This is a genomic window from Stenotrophomonas sp. 86428_Sma (assembly GCF_056481585.1).
Genome location: NZ_CM151156.1, coordinates 1,834,219 through 1,851,351 on the forward strand (window position 1 = coordinate 1,834,219; position 17,133 = coordinate 1,851,351).

The window sequence follows — 17,133 nt, forward strand, 5'->3', positions numbered from 1 at the left end:
GGCCCCTCAGGGCCCGCCGAAGCCGCCGTTGAACTGCAGCTCGCTGAAGGTGTTGCTGGCGGGGTCGAATACCGCGCCCCAGAACTGCGTGCCACCGTCACAGACGCGGATCGCTTCCCGTGCCGGGTTGATGCCGCTGTCGTCGGGCAGATGGAAGGCGTTGATGTAGATCAGCCGCTTGCCGGTGCTTTCGATGCCGACGTATTGGCGGTCGAAGTCCAGCACCTTCGGTACCTGTGACTCCAGCGACGACAGCTGCGCTTCCAGCTGGTCGATCTGCTGCCGGCTGGGTGCCCAGTAGCCGCTGACCCGCCCGGCCTCGCGGCCGGGACTGGGGCGCGAGCAGGTGTCGAGCACCTGCGCGGCGATGATCGGGCGGGTGACCACCCAGGATTGGCCGGTACGCTCGGCGGTCGGCACGCTGGCCGGGCCGCGCGTGGTGGTGCAGGCACCCAGGGCGGTTGCGAGGGCGATCGCAGCCGTGGGCAGCAGCAGGCGGGTGCAGCGGTTCACAACACCTCCGAAGCGTAATCGGCCAGGCGTGAGCGTTCGCCTCGGCGCAGGGTGATGTGCGCACTATGCGGCCAGTTCTTGAAGCGATCCACCGCGTAGGTCAAGCCCGAGGTGGTCTCGGTCAGGTACGGGGTGTCGATCTGCTCGACGTTGCCCAGGCAGACGATCTTGGTGCCGGGGCCGGCACGGGTGATCAGCGTCTTCATCTGCTTGGGGGTGAGGTTCTGCGCCTCGTCCAGGATCAGGTAGCGCGACAGGAATGTGCGGCCGCGCATGAAGTTCATCGAGCGGATCTTGATGCGGCTGGCGAGCAGGTCGTTGGTCGCCTGGCGTCCCCAGGTGCCGCCTTCCTGGTTGTGCGTGAGCACTTCCAGGTTGTCGGTCAGTGCACCCATCCACGGCGTCATCTTCTCTTCCTCGGTGCCGGGCAGGAAGCCGATGTCCTCGCCGACGCTGACCGTGGCGCGGGTCATGATGATCTCGCGGTAGCGCTGCTGGTCCATCGTCTGCGCCAGGCCGGCGGCCAGCGCCAGCAGGGTCTTGCCGGTGCCGGCGGTACCCAGCAGCGTGACGAAGTCGATCTCCGGATCCATCAGTGCGTTGAGCGCGAAGTTCTGCTCGCGGTTGCGTGCGCTGATGCCCCACACGGCGTGGCTGCCGTGGCGGAAATCATCGACCAGTGACAGCACCACCTTGCCGTCGCCGACCACGCGGCTGACGCGCAGCTCGACTTCATCTTCGCCAGGCAGGTAGACGTACTGGTTCGGGTACCACTCCTCGCCATCCTGCGCCAGGATTTCGTAATGCGTGCGGCCCTTGTCGCTCCAGCTGCGCAGGTCATCCCCGTGGCGCTTCCAGAAGTCTTCCGGCAGCTCGGTGGCGCCGGTGTAGAGCAGGCTGAAATCGTCCAGCGCGCGGTCGTTCTCGTAGTCCTCGGACACGATGCCGGCGATCGCGGCCTTGATCCGCAGGTTGATGTCCTTGGAGACGAACACCACCGGCAGGTCCGGGGTTTCTTCCTTCAGTGCCAGGATCGCGCCGAGGATGGCGTTGTCCGGGATGACCTTGCCGAAGCTCTTGCCGGCGTCGAAATGGCTGGTCTGGAAGCGCAGCTTGCCGGCGCTCTGCTTGCCGCGCAGCTGCAGGCCATTGGGACGCTGCAGTGGAATGCCGTCGGCCAGGTTGTCCAGGCCGGATTCCTGCACCAGCTCGTTGAGGAAGCGGCTCACCTGGCGGGCGTTGCGGCTCGCTTCGGAGGTGCCCTTCTTGCCGTTGTCCAGCTCCTCGATCACCTGCATGGGCAGGTAGACGTCGTGCTCCTCGAATTTGAACAGCGCGGTGGGATCGTGCATCAGCACGTTGGTATCCAGCACGTAGATGCGCTTGCCTCGGGTCATCGTCGATTCCTGGTTACGGACAGGGAAAAACCACCACGGCCTGCTGCGGGGCAGGGTGATGACAGACACAGTAGGCAGTGGGACTCACTTGGACTGGGAGGCCTTCAGTTCGGCGAGAACGGCATCGGCATGGCCGGCAACCTTGACCTTGCGCCAGGACTGCACGATGCGGCTGTCGGGGGAAATCAGGAAGGTGCTGCGTTCGATGCCACGTACCTGCTTGCCGTACATGTTCTTCATCTTGATCACGTCGAAGGCGCTGCACAGCGCTTCGTCGCCATCGCTGACCAACGGGAAGTTGAAGCCCTGCTTGGCACAGAAGTTGTCGTGCGACTTCACCGAGTCGCGCGAGACACCGAGTACCACCGCGCCTGCCTTCTTGAATTTCGGCAGCAGTGCGTTGAAGTCGATGCCTTCGGTGGTGCAGCCGGGGGTGTTGTCCTTGGGATAGAAGTACAGCACCAGCCAGTGGCCGGCGTAGTCGCCGAGAGTGGCCTGTTCGCCACCGGACAGCGCCAGCGGCAGGGAGAGGGTGGTGCTGTCCAGGGTATCGCCGTTGTTCATGAGGTCCTTCTGTCGAGCCTGGGTTCTTTCTACGACAATTGCATGAAACGCCACGCGCCCGTGAGAGGCGCGCGAAGAATCAGAATTTCATCGGGTCCATGATCGCGTCCAGGTTCAGGTGGTCGCAGAATTCAAGGAAATCGTCGCGCAGCGCGGCGATGTGCATGTTGGCCGGCACGCCGATGGTGACCTGCGCGCTGAACATCTCCGCACCGGTCTGCATGGCGCGGTAGCGCGTGCTCTGCAGGTTCTCGATGGTGATGCCCTGGCGGTCGAAGAAATCGGCCAGCTGGAACAGGATGCCCGGCTTGTCGGCGGCGATCACTTCGACGATGTACGGCAGCAGGTTGGACTGCGCCTGTTTGGCGGCGGTGCGGTACCAGACCAGTTTCAGGCCCTCTTCGCGCTCCAGCCGGGTCAGCATCGCTTCCAGCTTGGCCACCGAGTCCCAGGAGCCGGTGGCCAGGGCGGTGACCGAGACATCGCGGCCGACCGTGGCCAGGCGTGCGTCCACCAGATTGCAGCCGCTGTCGGCAATGCGGCGGGTGACGGACAGCAGGGGAGACTCCGGATGCGTCGTGTAGGCGTTGATCAGGAGGTGGTTTTCGCTCGGCGCGGGGCGCGGGGTGGTGTCGGTCAAGGCGATTCCGGGTAATGCATGCGTTAGTCTGAATGCCCGCCAGAGGCGGGATCCACCGGTGTCCAGCATACTTGCCCGTGCTTTCGCGCCGCAAGTAACATTCAGGTCGCCCCCGGCCTTTCGTGGCGGGCGTTTTCCCTTTCCAGCCAAGAGCAGCACGTCCTTGTCCCTTTCCGGCCTCATCACCGCGCTGGCGACCCCGTTCCGGGCCGACGGCGCCCTCGATCCCGACGGTTGGCAGCGCCTGCTGCACCTGCAACTGGAAGGTGGCGTCCATGGCGTTGTCGTAGCCGGCTCGACCGGTGAAGCAGCGACCCTCACCGATGCCGAGTACGACCTGCTGCTGGCCAGCGCGGTCGAGCGCATCGGCGGCCGCATCCCGGTCATGGCCGGTACCGGCCTGTCGGGCACCGCCAAGACCATCGAACAGACCCGCCGTGCCGCCGCGCTTGGCGCCAGCCACGCGCTGGTGGTCACCCCGCCGTACGTGCGGCCGACCCAGGCTGGCCTGATCGCCCACTACCGCGCGGTTGCCGACCAGGGCGGGCTGCCGGTCGTGCTGTACAACGTGCCCGGCCGTACCGGGTGCGACATGCAGCCGGAGACCGTGGCCGAACTGGCCAGCCATCCCAACATCGTCGGCATCAAGGAGGCGGTGGGTGACACCGGCCGGGTGCAGGCGCTGCTCGCCCTGCGCAGCCCGCAGTTTGCCGTGCTCAGTGGCGACGACGGTACGGCGGCGCGCTCGATCCAGGCCGGTATCGATGGCCTGATCTCGGTCGGCTCCAACGTGCTGCCCGGCGCCTACCGCCGGATGTGCGAGCTGGCTGCCGCCCACGACCACGAAGCCACCGGGTCCTGGGATGCGCGCCTGCAGCCGTTCCATGATTTCTGCGGCGTTGAGCCGAACCCGATTCCGGTCAAGGCGCTGCTGCGCCGTATCGGCATCGGTCACGACCTGCGCCTGCCGCTGCTGCCGCTGTCGGCGGCGCACCATCCGGCGGCCGATCATCTTGCCGGCGACATCGCCGCCCTCGAAGCCCTTTCCAGCCACTGACCTTCCGTCTTGGTCTGACCCAGGAGATTCACATGCGTCAATCCGTATCCACCGTCCGCGTGCTGTCCTACGCGCTGCTTGCCGTGGCCGTCGCCGCCGGCACCACCGGCTGCTTCAAGCGTGGCGTCAAGGGCGACTACGCCCTGGCCCCGGAAATGCGTCCGCTGGAAGTGCCGCCGGACCTGAACCTGCCCAACGCCACCAGTGACAACAGGGTGCCGACCCTTGCCTCGGCGACCAAGCCGGCGGCCCCGGTGGCTGCGGCCCCGGCCGTGGGCAACACCGGTTTCACCATCGCCGGCGGCAAGGACGAGGCTTTCGCCAAGGTCGGCACCGCGCTGGAAGGCGTGGAAGGCGTGACCATCGCCAGCCGCGCGCAGCTGCTGGGCTCGTATGACGTGGCCTACGAAGGCAGCAACTTCCTGGTCCGCGTGGTCGCCGTCGATGCCGGCGCCTACATCTCCGCGGTCGACCCGCGTGGCCTGCCGGCCACTGCAGAAGCGCCGGTGAAGCTGATCGCCGCGCTCAAGGCAAAGCTGGCCCAGTAAGGGCCGGTCGGGTGGGTGCGGGCCCAGGTCCGCACGTGCCCGGGTAGAGGCCGACCTTGGTCGGCGCTTCTGTGCCAACCAAGGTTGGCACCTACCGGATCCTGCGGTTGGCACCTATCGGATCTTGCGGTTGGCACCTATCGGATCCTGCGGTTGGCACCTATCGGATCTTGCGGTTGGCAGCTACCGGATCTTGCGGTTGGCATCTATCGGATCGCGCGGATGCTATCTGCCGAGCAACGAAAAAGGGCGCCATAGGCGCCCTTTTCGTTGCGGCAAGAGGCGCTTCTCAGCGCTCCAGCAGCTTCAGCTTGTCCGGCTTGCCGTCCCATTCGCCGGCGTCGGCGGGCGGGTCCTTGCGCACGGTCAGTACCGGCCACTCCTTCGCCAGCTCGGCGTTGAGGGCGACGAAGCTCTCCTGGCCGGCAGGAACATCGTCCTCCGGGAAGATCGCGTTGACCGGGCATTCCGGTTCGCAGAGGGTGCAGTCGATGCACTCATCCGGGTCGATCACCAGGAAGTTCGGGCCTTCGTGGAAGCAATCCACGGGGCATACTTCCACGCAATCGGTGTGTTTGCACTTGATGCAGTTTTCGGTGACGACAAAGGGCATGGGCTGGGGGTGGATCGATTCCTGAACCCGCCAATTCTAGAACAGGTTGGCCCCCGGTGTCGGCGCGGGGCGGAAATCGGGCGTCTGGCAGGCGCGGCCGTGGTGGTCGTTGGCGGCAGGGTGAGGCCTGTGCGACGCTGCGGGTCAGCCGGCTGCATTGGATGGCCGGACCCCTTCCCAGCAGGATCGTTCATGTCCCCAGCCCAGCCCAACATCGCCTCCCATGGCGGTGAGAACACTGCATTCATCGTCCTGATCAGCTGCGTGGCCACGCTGGGTGGATTCCTGTTCGGCTTCGACAGTGGTGTCATCAATGGCACGGTCGATGGCCTGCGCCAGGCCTTCAACTCCAGCGAGGCGGCGCTCGGTTTCGAAGTCGCCTCGATGCTGCTGGGCTGCGCGATCGGTGCCTTCCTGGCCGGCTGGCTGGGGGATCGCCTGGGCCGTCGTGGCGTGCTGATCGCCTCGGCACTGATGTTCCTGGTCTCGGCGCTGGGCGCCGGTGCCGCTCACGCCTCCTGGCTGTTCATCGCCGCACGGGTGCTCGGCGGCTTCGCGGTGGGCGCGGCCAGCGTGATGTCGCCGGCCTACATTGCCGAGGTGGCCTCGGCGCGCTATCGCGGTCGCCTGGCCACGGTGCAGCAGATGGCGATCATCTGCGGCCTGTTTGCCGCCTTCCTCAGCAATTACCTGCTGGCCCGCGCGGCAGGGGCCTCCACCGAGCCATTGTGGCTGGGGCATGAGGCCTGGCGCTGGATGTTCTGGATGCAGGCGCTGCCGTCCGGGCTGTTCCTGCTGTTGTTGCTGGTGATTCCGGAAAGCCCGCGCTTCCTGGTCCTGAAGGGGCGTCAGCAGCAGGCGAGGGCGGTACTGTCGCGACTGTACGGCGAGGCGGCAGCGGCGACCAAGCAGGCCGAGATCGAAGCCAGCCTGGCCCAGGATCAGCACAAGCCGCGCTTCAGCGACCTGCGCGACACGGTCACCGGCAAGCTGCGCCCGATCCTCTGGGTAGGCATTGGCCTGGCCATGTTCCAGCAGCTGGTCGGCATCAACGTGGTGTTCTATTACGGCGCGGTGCTGTGGCAGGCGGTGGGCTTCTCGGAAAGCGACGCGCTGCTGATCAACGTGCTGTCCGGCGCGCTTAGCATCGGCGCCTGCCTGCTGACGGTGCTGTTGATCGACCGCATCGGGCGCAAGCCGCTGCTGTGGATCGGCTCGGTTGGCATGTCGGTGGCGCTGGTGCTGATGGTGGTGGCGTTTGCCAGCGGCAGCCTGGCCGATGGTCGGCTGCAGCTGTCCGATGGCATGGGCCGGCTGGCGCTGGTTGCGGCCAACGTCTATGTGGTGTTCTTCAACATGTCCTGGGGCCCGGTGATGTGGGTGATGCTGGGCGAAATGTTCCCGAACCAGATCCGCGGCCCGGCGTTGGCCGTTGCCGGTGCGGCGCAGTGGACCTCGAACTTCGCGATCACCGTGACCTTCCAGATGCTGCTGGCCGGCATCGGCCTGGCCGGGGCCTACGGCATCTACGCTGTCGTTGCGATCCTCTCGATCTTCTTCGTGGTCCGCTGCGTGCGCGAGACCAAGGGCAAGGAGCTGGAGCAGATGGAAGGCTGACGTTGCCCGGCTTCGGTTGCATCCTGTTGGCGCCTGGTTGTCCCGAGTTTGAGGGGGCAGGCCGCCCTCTCCAGGACACGCAAAAGCCCATCCATGGTGCTCGATGGCGCCATCCATGGCGCCAACGGTCCTGGAGAGGGCGGCCTGCCCCCTCCTGACAGTTTCATGGTGCGTGCGGACGCGGCGAAGCGCTGGTCGGTTGTTGCCGGGGGCGCAGGAAACCGTCCAGAGCCGGTGGGGTCACCCAGGGCGGGACCGTTGGCGCCATGGATGGCGCCATCGAGCCCCCATGGATGGGTTCACGGCGTGTCCTGCCCTGGGTGACCCCACCGGCTCAAGCCGATTGCAGGGAGGCGCCGATGCGACCAACTCGACAGCAGTCACTGCAATCCCGGAAAACAGAAAAGCCCGCACGAAGGCGGGCTTTTTCGGTTCCTGCTGCGGCGACTGGCGCTCCCTAGGGGACTCGAACCCCTGTTTTAGCCTTGAGAGGGCCACGTCCTAACCACTAGACGAAGGGAGCGTAACTGTGTCGCTGCCGAGGCAGGAGCGCTAGTATATGCACCTCGATGCCATTGGGCAATCCCGAAACTTCAACCGGAAGCGCCAACATCATTTCCTCTGCTACATCACCGTTCAGCCTGCGCGTCATCCCGCGCGACCAGCACACGATCTCCCGCAAGGACATCAGCCCGAACGCCCTGCGCGTGCTTTATCGCCTGCGCGATGCCGGCTTCGGCGCCTACCTTGTCGGCGGCGCGGTGCGCGATCTGCTGGTCAATGGCCAACCCAAGGATTTCGACGTGGCCACCGACGCCACGCCCGAACAGGTCAAGCAGCTGTTCCGCAACTGCCGCCTGATCGGTCGCCGGTTCCGCCTCGCCCACGTCGTGTTCGGCCGCGAGATCATCGAAGTCGCCACCTTCCGTGCCAACAGCGATGACGGCAGCGGCGACCGCGAGATGGAAAACGGCATGCTCGTGCGCGACAACGTGTACGGCACCATCGAAGACGACGCCATCCGCCGCGACTTCACCTGCAACGCCCTGTACTACGCCATCGAGGACTTCTCGGTGCGTGATTACACCGGCGGCTTCGAGGACGTCCAGGCGCGCCTGATGAAGCTGATCGGCGACCCCGAGCAGCGTTATCGCGAAGATCCGGTGCGCATGCTGCGTGCGGTGCGCCTGGCGGCCAAACTCGGCTTCCAGATCGAAGAGGGCACCGCCGCGCCGATCCCGCACCTGGCGGGCCTGCTCAACGAAGCCGCACCGGCGCGCCTGTTCGAAGAAGTGCTCAAGCTGTTCCTGTCCGGGCACGGCGTGGCCAGCTTCGAAGGCCTTGAGCGCTACGGCCTGCTGGACGTGCTGTTCCCTGAAAGCGCCAAGGCGCTGAAGTCCAACCGCACCGGCGCGCTGCGCCGCATGCTGGTGGAGGGCCTGGCCAACACCGATGCCCGCGTGGCCAACGATGAACCAGTCTCGCCCGCGTTCCTGTTTGCGCTGCTGCTGTGGCCGGCGTTCTGCCGCGCCCAGGCAACCCTGCTCAAGCAGGGCGTGGCACCGGAAGAGGCGCAGCGCCGTGCCGCCGATCGCGTCACGGTGCAGCAGCTGAGCACCATCGCGCTGCCGCGCCGCTTCTCGCTGCCGATGCAGGAAATCTGGCTGCTGCAGTCGCGCTTCAGCTCGCGCCAGCGCAAGCGCGTGTTCCGTACCCTGACTCATCCGCGCTTCCGCGCTGCGTTCGACTTCCTCAGCCTGCGCCAGGTGGCCTCGGCCGAGCACGCCGCCGATGTCGAGTTCTGGCGTGAGGCGCAGGCGCAGTCCGGTCGTGAGCTGGAGTCGTCGCTGGACGTGATGCACAGCGAAGAGGGGGATGACGAGAGCGGGGCACCGCGCAAGCGCCGCCGTCGCCGCCGTCGTCCGGGTGCCCCGGCCGGTGCGGCTGGCGAGTAAACGATGACCCTTGCCTGGATCGGCCTCGGCGCCAACCTTGGCGACGCGGCCGTCACCGTCGGCGCGGCGATTGCCGCGCTCGACGGCCTGCCCGATACCCGCCTGCGCCAAGCCTCAAGGCTGTACGCCACGCCGGCCTGGGGCAATGAAGACCAGCCGCCGTTCGTCAACGCGGTGGCTGCGGTCGAGACCACGCTGCCCGCCGATACGCTGCTGCAGGCGATGCTGGCGCTGGAGCAGCGTTTTGGTCGCGTACGCGATCCGGCGGTGCACTGGGGCCCGCGCGCGCTGGACCTGGACCTGCTGCTGTATGGCGCGCAGGTGCTCGACCGGCCTGGTCTGCAGGTGCCGCATCCTTACCTGCACGAGCGTGCCTTCGTGTTGGTGCCGCTGGCCGAAATCGCGCCGGATCTGGCCATTCCCGGCCATGGCCGCGTGCGGGATGCAGTGATGCGGGTGGATGCCTGCGGGATTGCGCCGATAGGGTGATAATGCCCGGGTTATCTCCCCCGGTTATCAGCACATGAGCACCCACGCAGACAGCAAGCCCTGGACCGTTCCCGCCCTGGCCGAGGCCAAGCGCAATGGCCAGAAGCTGGTCATGTTGACCGCCTACGACGCCGGCTTCGCCCGCACTTTCGATGCCAACGGCGTCGACCTGATCCTGATCGGCGATTCGCTGGGCATGGTCGTGCAGGGCCATGATTCGACCTTGCCGGTGACCGTGGCCGACATGGTCTACCACACCCGCGCCGTGGCCCGCGTGCTGCAGCGTGCGTTGCTGGTGGCCGACCTGCCGTTCGGCGCCGATGCCACCCCGGAGCGCGCGCTGGATGCCTCGTTGCAGCTGCTGCAGGCGGGCGCGGAGATGGTCAAGATCGAAGGTGCCGGCTTCAAGGTCGACATCATCCGCTACCTGGTGGAGCGCGAGATTCCGGTCTGCGCGCATCTGGGCCTGACCCCGCAGTCGGTGCTGCGACTGGGCGGCTTCAAGATCCAGGGTCGTGGCGATGCCGCGCGCCAGCTGGTGGAAGATGCCAAGGCTGTGGCCGCTGCCGGCGCCAGCATCATGGTGCTCGAATGCGTGCCGACTCCGGTCGCCGCCGAAGTGACCGCTGCGGTGGATGTGCCGACCATCGGCATTGGCGCAGGCCCGCAGTGCGATGGCCAGGTGCTGGTGCTGCATGATTTCCTCGGCCTGGACAGTGGTCATCGCCGTCCCAAGTTCGTCAAGGATTTCCTTGCCGAAGGCGGTTCGGTGGCCGGTGCCACCCGCGCCTATGCCGACGCCGTGCGCGACGGCAGCTTCCCCGACGAACAGCACGCCTACGCCCAATGATCCAGACCTTCAACGAGCTCGGCGCACTGCGCGGGCAGATCGCCGAGTGGAAGCGCGAGGGCCTGCGCGTGGCGCTGGTGCCGACCATGGGCAACCTGCATGGGGGTCACCATTCGCTGGTGACCCTGGCCCGCCAGTACGCCGACAAGGTGGTGGCGAGCATCTTCGTCAACCCGACCCAGTTCGGGCCGAACGAGGATTTCAGCCGCTACCCGCGCACGCCCGAGGCCGACGTGGCCGGGCTGGAGCAGGCCGGCTGCGATGCGGTGTGGCTGCCCAGCGTCGAGGTGATGTACCCGCTGGGGGTGGACAAGACCACGCGCATGCACGCGCCGGGCGTGAGTGAAGTGCTGGAAGGCGCCAGCCGTCCGGGGCACTTCGATGGCGTGTGCACGGTGGTGGCGCGCCTGTTCCTGCAGGTGCAGCCGGATGTGGCCGTGTTCGGCCGCAAGGACTACCAGCAGCTGGCCGTCATCAAGCAGATGGTGGCCGAACTGTCGTTCCCGATCCAGATCGTCGGTGCGGACATCGTGCGCGACGAGGATGGCCTGGCCAAGAGCTCGCGCAACCAGTACCTGAGCGCCGAACAGCGCCCGCTTGCGACCACCATCCACCGTACCCTGCTGGGCATGCGCGAAGGCTACGTGGCCGGGCAGGCACGTGATCGCATCGAGGCCGACGCCACGGCGGCATTGCAGGCGGCCGGTTTCCAGGTCGACTACGCCGTGTTGCGCACGCCGGAACTGGCCGAGCCGACCTTCGACGGCGGTGGCCGCGTGGCGCTGATCGCCGCACGCCTGGGCAGCACGCGCCTGATCGACAACCTGGAGTTCTGAGCCGCATGCGGCTCCGGGGCGCCCGCAACGGGCGCCTCTCGACTTCCCACGGACGGGAGACCGGAAATGAAGACCCCCAGCACCGATACTGGCCGTCTTGCCCAGGCCTCGATCCTGGCGGTGCTGGCCGCCGGCATGCTGCCGGCCCAGCTGTTTGGCGGGCTGTTGTTCGCGCTTGAATTCAGGCGCACGCCGATGCCTGCGCTCACCGGCGGTGGGCTGATGTTCGTGCTGGCCGTGTGCAATGCGATCGCGGTGTTGCTGCCGATGGCGCTGATCCTGCAGTCTCAACAGCGGCTGCGCCGGACTGGATTCGTGCTGGTCGGCTTCGGGCTGGGCGCGCTGGCCATGGCCACCTGCACCTGGCCGGGCGCGGACAGTGGTCCGCTGCTGCAGCGCCTGCGCTATGTCGACACCTTCGACGTGATCAGCTATGCCTTGCAGGTGCTGGCCGCAGGTGGCTTCGGCCTGGTCGCCGGGCTGGCCTTCCATACGGTGTTCCGGCTGTCTCTGGAGGGCAGTTCCGGGCATGCCGCGCCGCCGCCGCCGGGGGAGGGGGCCTGAACAGCCTTCAGCGTCCTGCTGCGGCCCCGTGACGATGGCCAAGCGGGTGCTAGAATCCGCTCTTTCCTTTGCCGTTGCAGCGCCCCCATGCACCTGTCCCTGCTCAAGACCAAGATCCACCGCGCCACCGTCACCCATTCCGAGCTGAACTACGAAGGCTCGATCGCCATCGATGACAACCTGCTGGCTGCCACCGGCATCCGCGAGTTCGAGCAGGTGCACATCTGGGACGTGACCAACGGTGCGCGCTTCTCGACCTACGCCATCCGTGCCGAAGCCGGCAGCGGCGTTGTCTCGCTCAACGGTGGTGCTGCGCGCCACGTGCAGGTCGGTGACATCATCATCATCGCCGCGTTCGCCAGCATGACCGAGCAGGAAGCTGACAGCTTCAAGCCGAAGCTGGTGTACGTTGATGGCAAGAACCAGATCTCCCACACCAACGACACGATCCCGACCCAGGCCGCATGACAACGAACAACGGATTCGACTCGCTGCATTCCCACGCCCAGCGCCTGAAGGGCGCAAGCATTCCCAGCCTGCTCGCCGCGGAACCCGGCCGCGTGCAGGACCTGGCGCTGCGGGTCGGTCCGTTGTATGTCAATTTCGCGCGGCAGAAATACGATGCCGCGGCGTTGCAGGCCCTGCTCACGTTGGCCGCCGACCGTGATGTCGGTGGTGCCATCACCCGCTTGTTCCGTGGCGAGCAGGTCAACCTGACCGAAGGTCGCGCCGCGCTGCATACCGCGCTGCGCGGCGACGTGGTCGATGCGCCGGTGGCGGCCGAGGCCTATGCCACCGCGCGCGACATCCGCCAGCGCATGGGCGTGCTGGTGCGTGCGCTGGAAGACAGCGGCGTCACTGACGTGGTCAGCGTCGGCATCGGTGGTTCCGATCTCGGTCCGCGCCTGGTCGCCGATGCGTTGCGCCCGGTCACCGGCGCGCGCCTGCGCGTGCATTTCGTATCGAACGTGGACGGCGCCGCCATGCAGCGCACACTGGCCACGCTGGATCCGGCGAAGACCGCCGGCATCCTCATCTCCAAGACCTTCGGTACCCAGGAAACCCTGCTCAACGGCCAGATCCTGCACGACTGGCTGGGTGGCAGCGAGCGCCTGTACGCGGTCAGTGCCAATCCGGAACGTGCCGCCAAGGCCTTCGCGATCGCTGCCGATCGCGTACTGCCGATGTGGGACTGGGTCGGTGGCCGTTATTCGCTGTGGTCGGCCGTTGGTTTCCCGATCGCGCTTGCGATCGGCTTCGAGCGCTTCGAGCAGCTGCTGGACGGCGCCGCGCAGATGGATGCGCACGCGCTGGATGCACCGCTGGAGCGCAACCTGCCGGTGCTGCACGGCCTGACCGACATCTGGAACCGCAACGTGCTGGGCCATGCCACGCATGCGGTGATGACTTACGACCAGCGCCTGGCGCTGCTGCCGGCCTACCTGCAGCAGCTGGTGATGGAAAGCCTGGGCAAGCGCGTGCAGCGTGACGGCCAGCCGGTCACCACCGACACCGTGCCGGTGTGGTGGGGCGGCGCGGGCACCGATGTGCAGCACAGCTTCTTCCAGGCACTGCATCAGGGCACCAGCATCGTTCCGGCCGACTTCATCGGCTGCGTGCACAACGACGATCCCTACACGATCAATCATCAGGCCCTGCTGGCCAATCTGCTGGCGCAGACCGAAGCACTGGCCAATGGCCAGAGCAGCGACGACCCGCACCGTGATTACCCGGGAGGCCGCCCGAGCACGCTGATCCTGCTCGACGCGCTGACCCCGCAGGCGCTGGGTGCGCTGATCGCCATGTACGAACACGCCGTGTATGTGCAGTCGGTGATCTGGAACATCAACGCGTTCGACCAGTTCGGTGTAGAGCTGGGCAAGCAGCTGGCCAGTGGCCTGCTGCCGGCGCTGCAGGGTGAGGATGTGGCGATTGCCGATCCGATGACCCGCGAGATCCTGGTGCAGCTGAAGGGCTGACCCGGCCTGCGGATGTGCCGGCGCCGGCCGGCCATCCGATGCCTCTCCGGTTGCCTTCGATCCGGTCACGCAGGAATGGCGGCGCGGCCACTCATTCCACGTCACCTCCGTACTTCACGTGCAGCGTATTCGTGCGCCCTGCCGCAGCGCAGCTTGACGCACTTCACACGCGGATGCAGTGTGCACGGGCGGCTGTACCTGTCATCCAGTATCGCTCGCAGCATGATGTTGATGCCAGGGACTGGCCGTATCCGAAGGGACGTGGAATCGATCCATGTCCTCAACGCCTCATGTTGTGAATGACAGGAGATTGCGAATGGATCTGAACGACGATGTTGTGTCCGGCTGGCTCAATGGCTCGGACGATGTGGATGGGTGTGCCAACCCTGCGGGTTCGCTGTTCATCTACGGTGCGGCAGCCACCGAAGCGGCCCTCACCGGAGCTTCGGACACCATGATCACCGGGGGCACCAACGAGTGCACCACCACGGTATCGGTGATCAACCACTGCCTGTGTTGCTGATGTAACCCGAGCCGGCACGCAGAGGCATGCAGCTGCGTGCCGGCGACTGGAACAGACTCTCGATATCTCGCAGGGGGCGTAATGACCGCTTCTCCGGCTGCGGCCGCGTTTGCGTGCATCACCGAACATTTCCTTGCCCAGGCGCGCGCTGCGCTGGTTGCCGGCCTGCATGATCCCGCCATTGCTCTGCAGCCTGGCGAGCGCGATCTGCTGCATGCACGGGGCGATGCGGCACTGCGTGAGCATGCCCAGCTCAAGCTCAACCGCGTGCTGCTGCTGGAACTGCACGCCGCTGCGCGCAGCGGTGACATCGGCCCGCTTGACAGCGCTGGGGTGCTGGACGAATTCGTTGCCCTGGCCACCAGCGAGGGCTTCCGCACGCATCTGCAGCGACGCTATCCGGTGCTGCTGCCGCGCCTGACGCGCATGCTCGTAGGACAATGTGCGGCTGTGGTGGAGCTCGCTGTTCGCATCGGCAGCGATCGTGCGGCGCTGGCAGAGTTGCTGGGTGCGCCGGCGGGCACGCTGCATGCCGTTGCATTGGGACGCGGTGACCTGCATGGTGGCGGCCGGACTGTGGCACGGCTGCAGTTCGATGGCGGCACGGTGATGTACAAGCCACGCTCATTGCGCATCGATGCGACGCTTGATGGCCTGTTGTCCACGGTCTTCGGTGACGGCCCTGACCGCGTATGCGTGCCGAAGGTGATTGATCGTGGCAGCCACGGCTGGGCCGCCTTCGCCGCGCACCGCTACTGTGCCGATGACCTTGAACTGCGTGCCTACTACCGCGGTCTTGGCCATTGGCTGGCAATCCTGCGCCTGGTCGGTGGCACCGACATCCATCTGGAGAATCTGATCGCGGTCGGGCCGGTGCCGGTTGTGGTCGACGCCGAAAGCGTGTTCTCCCGGGTAATCGACATCGAGCCATCAGGGCTTGGCGATGCGTACGACACCGCCGTCAAGCTGATGCGTAATTCAGTGCTGCGTACCGGAATCGTGCCATTCCGTACTGCCGGCCTGGGCATGGAAGGCGTGGATCTGTCCGCAGCCGGCGCACTGCCGGGCGAGCAGCCGCGGGTACAGGTGCCGGTGATTGTCGAGGATGGGACGGAACCGGCCCGCTTGGGCATGGTTGAGGCCGAGGTCTCCGTTGCGCAGAATCATCCCAGCGCGCAGCCCGATGTGTCGTTGTACTGGGATCACATCAGCGAGGGCTTCATCGACGCCAGTGGGCGCCTGCGCGCGCTCGATGCGAAGGGTGAACTGATGCCGCTCCTGGCGGCTTTCGAGGGCTGCCAGGTGCGCGATGTGCGGCGGCCGACCATGGCGTACGCCGAGCTCGGGCGAATGCTCTGGCATCCGGCATCGCTGCACAACGAAGCCCAGGCGGTTGAACGCGCGATCGACCTGCTGGTGCGCAATGCGGCGGTGTCACCGGCCGCGCCATCGGACCTGGAGACCGTGCGCGGCGAAGTGGACGACCTGCGCCACGGTGACATTCCGATCTTCGCATCGCAGCTGGACGCGGCCCGCATCCGCTCCATCACCGACAACTGGCGTGCGATGCGCATCGACCTGGAAGACGTGACCATCCGCAGCACGCTGGTAGCCACCGACCTGAACCAGCATGCGCTGGCCCGCGCCGAGGCTAGATCCGGCCACAGCTATGCAGCACAGCATCCGCGTGCGGACGACCTGGATGCACGCCGTCGCACGCTGGCCGCGCGCGCGGTGGAGAGCCTGCTGCGGCTGGCGGTGCACGGCGAAGACGGTTCGATGACCTGGATCACGCCCGAGGTGACCCGTACCGGATGGACCGTCCAGCCGGTGCAGCCCGACCTGTATTTCGGGCTGGGAGGCATTGCGTTCGCACTGGCGGCCTACTGCCGGGAAGTGGAGCAGGGGCGTGCCGACCCGGTAGTGGGGCTGGCCCCGGCCATCGATGGCGCCCTCGCGGTGTTCCAGGCCATGTGTGAGCGGCATCCCGCCGAGATCGATGGTGGATTCGTCGGAACCGGTTCGCAGATCTGGACATTGCTGGCATTGAACGACCTGTTGCAGCGACCGGCGCTGCTGGCGCTGGCGGAGCGCTGCGCAGAAGCCGCAGAGCGTCGCGGATTCCAGGAGGCGACGAAGTTCGAACTGATTGATGGCGTGTCCGGCATGATCCTGCCGTTGTTGTCGCTGGCCGGGGCTACCGGAAACGCGCGCTGGCTGGAGCTGGCGGCCGCAGCGGGACGTCGCCTGCAGGATGCTGCGATCGTCGACACGGACGGTGCGCGCTGGCCGACGCCACAGTTCCGCGAGCCGATTGGTGGCTTCGGCCACGGCGCGATGGGCATGGGCTGGGCGCTGGCACGGCTGGCGCGTTCGGATGCCGGCAGTGTGCCTGAGCGGGCCGCCTGGCGGCAGCTGGCCGAAGGAGCCTTTGCGTTCCAGGCGGCGCTGTTCGAGTCGCATACCGGGCGCTGGCGCGATATCCACCTGGAAGACGGGCAGAAGAACTTCCCGACCTGGTGCCATGGCAGCGTCGGCATCGGTCTGGCGGCGGCGGATCTGTATGCCCGCACCGGCGATCCCGCGCAGCTGCGTGACATGCGGCGGGCTGTGGCCGACGCGCGCGGCAAATGGGGGTTCAGCCACACCCTGTGCCACGGCGATGTGTCCACCCGGGAGCTGCTGGTGCTGGCGGCTGCGCTGGATCCGGAGGGATGTCCCTATCCGCAGGATGAGGCCGCCATCGAGATCGTTTCTTCGATCGAGGAGCACCAGGGCATGGTCGGCGGGTTGACCCGCGCGGCCTTTACTCCGGGCCTGATGATCGGTCTGGCAGGTACGATCTATGGCTTCCTGCGCATGCATCCGGCCTGCACGCTGCCGTCGCCGCTGCTGCAGGAGACGGTAGCGGCGCGGGTCGATGCGTCGGCGTCGCGCTCCAGCGCCGCGCAGGACCGAGCAGTGCTGGCCGAGGTCTGAGCCGGACGG

At 66.7% G+C, this 17,133-nt stretch carries 17 protein-coding genes and 1 tRNA gene; 12 read left to right on the forward strand and 6 right to left on the reverse strand.

Annotated elements, in window-relative coordinates; genetic code table 11:
* Window positions 1-6 precede the first annotated feature (6 nt).
* From ACZK3J_RS08430 to ACZK3J_RS08445, 4 genes are all read right to left on the reverse strand, one after another.
* Window positions 7-513, reverse strand: a complete 507-nt coding sequence (locus ACZK3J_RS08430; RefSeq protein ID WP_049463693.1) for a hypothetical protein — start codon at window positions 511-513, stop codon at window positions 7-9.
* Entirely contained in the window at window positions 510-1,910 is a 1,401-nt protein-coding gene (locus ACZK3J_RS08435) for a PhoH family protein (RefSeq protein ID WP_010484287.1), read from the reverse strand. Before ACZK3J_RS08435 ends, ACZK3J_RS08430 begins: the two co-directional genes overlap by 4 nt.
* A gap of 84 nt (window positions 1,911-1,994) precedes the next feature.
* Window positions 1,995-2,474: a peroxiredoxin gene (locus tag ACZK3J_RS08440; RefSeq protein WP_049463694.1), complete on the reverse strand. Its 480-nt coding sequence runs from the start codon at window positions 2,472-2,474 to the stop codon at window positions 1,995-1,997.
* Window positions 2,475-2,553: 79 nt separating this feature from the next.
* Window positions 2,554-3,183 (reverse strand): glycine cleavage system transcriptional repressor, encoded by a 630-nt coding sequence (locus tag ACZK3J_RS08445; RefSeq protein ID WP_428992976.1) that lies wholly within the window; start codon window positions 3,181-3,183, stop codon window positions 2,554-2,556.
* Window positions 3,184-3,277: 94 nt separating this feature from the next.
* On the opposite strand from ACZK3J_RS08445, the gene dapA reads away from it, so the two are divergent.
* Both dapA and ACZK3J_RS08455 read left to right on the forward strand, forming a co-directional pair.
* Window positions 3,278-4,171: a 4-hydroxy-tetrahydrodipicolinate synthase gene (gene dapA / locus ACZK3J_RS08450; protein WP_049463695.1), complete on the forward strand. Its 894-nt coding sequence runs from the start codon at window positions 3,278-3,280 to the stop codon at window positions 4,169-4,171.
* A gap of 32 nt (window positions 4,172-4,203) precedes the next feature.
* Window positions 4,204-4,719: a hypothetical protein gene (locus tag ACZK3J_RS08455; RefSeq protein WP_049463696.1), complete on the forward strand. Its 516-nt coding sequence runs from the start codon at window positions 4,204-4,206 to the stop codon at window positions 4,717-4,719.
* Between the two features lie 289 nt (window positions 4,720-5,008).
* On the opposite strand, the gene fdxA is transcribed toward ACZK3J_RS08455, so the two are convergent.
* Window positions 5,009-5,332 carry a ferredoxin FdxA gene (fdxA, locus tag ACZK3J_RS08460; RefSeq protein ID WP_004153066.1) on the reverse strand — a complete coding sequence of 108 codons (324 nt, stop codon included), beginning with the start codon at window positions 5,330-5,332 and terminating at the stop codon, window positions 5,009-5,011.
* A 192-nt stretch (window positions 5,333-5,524) separates the two neighbouring features.
* Here fdxA and ACZK3J_RS08465 point away from each other — a divergent pair, with 192 nt between their 5' ends.
* Window positions 5,525-6,949, forward strand: coding sequence for a sugar porter family MFS transporter (locus ACZK3J_RS08465; protein WP_478476769.1), 1,425 nt, complete (start codon window positions 5,525-5,527; stop codon window positions 6,947-6,949).
* A gap of 448 nt (window positions 6,950-7,397) precedes the next feature.
* On the opposite strand, the gene ACZK3J_RS08470 is transcribed toward ACZK3J_RS08465, so the two are convergent.
* Window positions 7,398-7,472 (reverse strand) — tRNA-Glu (locus ACZK3J_RS08470).
* Between the two features lie 52 nt (window positions 7,473-7,524).
* Here ACZK3J_RS08470 and pcnB point away from each other — a divergent pair.
* The 9 genes from pcnB to ACZK3J_RS08515 all read left to right on the forward strand — a co-directional run bounded on the left by pcnB (window position 7,525) and on the right by ACZK3J_RS08515 (window position 17,124).
* Complete coding sequence (gene pcnB / locus ACZK3J_RS08475; RefSeq protein WP_032128849.1) at window positions 7,525-8,904, forward strand: polynucleotide adenylyltransferase PcnB; 1,380 nt, start codon at window positions 7,525-7,527, stop codon at window positions 8,902-8,904.
* A 3-nt stretch (window positions 8,905-8,907) separates the two neighbouring features.
* Window positions 8,908-9,393 carry a 2-amino-4-hydroxy-6-hydroxymethyldihydropteridine diphosphokinase gene (gene folK / locus ACZK3J_RS08480; protein WP_049463674.1) on the forward strand — a complete coding sequence of 162 codons (486 nt, stop codon included), beginning with the start codon at window positions 8,908-8,910 and terminating at the stop codon, window positions 9,391-9,393.
* A gap of 34 nt (window positions 9,394-9,427) precedes the next feature.
* Complete coding sequence (gene panB / locus ACZK3J_RS08485; protein WP_005416119.1) at window positions 9,428-10,243, forward strand: 3-methyl-2-oxobutanoate hydroxymethyltransferase; 816 nt, start codon at window positions 9,428-9,430, stop codon at window positions 10,241-10,243.
* Window positions 10,240-11,079, forward strand: coding sequence for a pantoate--beta-alanine ligase (gene panC / locus ACZK3J_RS08490; RefSeq protein ID WP_478476771.1), 840 nt, complete (start codon window positions 10,240-10,242; stop codon window positions 11,077-11,079). Before panB ends, panC begins: the two co-directional genes overlap by 4 nt.
* Before the next feature lie 66 nt (window positions 11,080-11,145).
* Window positions 11,146-11,643 (forward strand): hypothetical protein, encoded by a 498-nt coding sequence (locus ACZK3J_RS08495; RefSeq protein WP_197655952.1) that lies wholly within the window; start codon window positions 11,146-11,148, stop codon window positions 11,641-11,643.
* 87 nt (window positions 11,644-11,730) lie between these two features.
* A complete protein-coding gene (gene panD, locus ACZK3J_RS08500; RefSeq protein WP_032128853.1) occupies window positions 11,731-12,111 on the forward strand; it encodes an aspartate 1-decarboxylase in 381 nt (126 codons plus the stop codon).
* Window positions 12,108-13,622: a glucose-6-phosphate isomerase gene (pgi, locus tag ACZK3J_RS08505; RefSeq protein ID WP_414577840.1), complete on the forward strand. Its 1,515-nt coding sequence runs from the start codon at window positions 12,108-12,110 to the stop codon at window positions 13,620-13,622. The genes panD and pgi overlap by 4 nt, the downstream gene beginning before the upstream one ends.
* Window positions 13,623-13,938: 316 nt before the next feature.
* Window positions 13,939-14,145, forward strand: a complete 207-nt coding sequence (locus ACZK3J_RS08510; protein ID WP_010484314.1) for a DUF6229 family protein — start codon at window positions 13,939-13,941, stop codon at window positions 14,143-14,145.
* 81 nt (window positions 14,146-14,226) lie between these two features.
* Window positions 14,227-17,124 carry a type 2 lanthipeptide synthetase LanM family protein gene (locus ACZK3J_RS08515; RefSeq protein ID WP_478476772.1) on the forward strand — a complete coding sequence of 966 codons (2,898 nt, stop codon included), beginning with the start codon at window positions 14,227-14,229 and terminating at the stop codon, window positions 17,122-17,124.
* The last annotated feature ends 9 nt before the right edge of the window (window positions 17,125-17,133 follow it).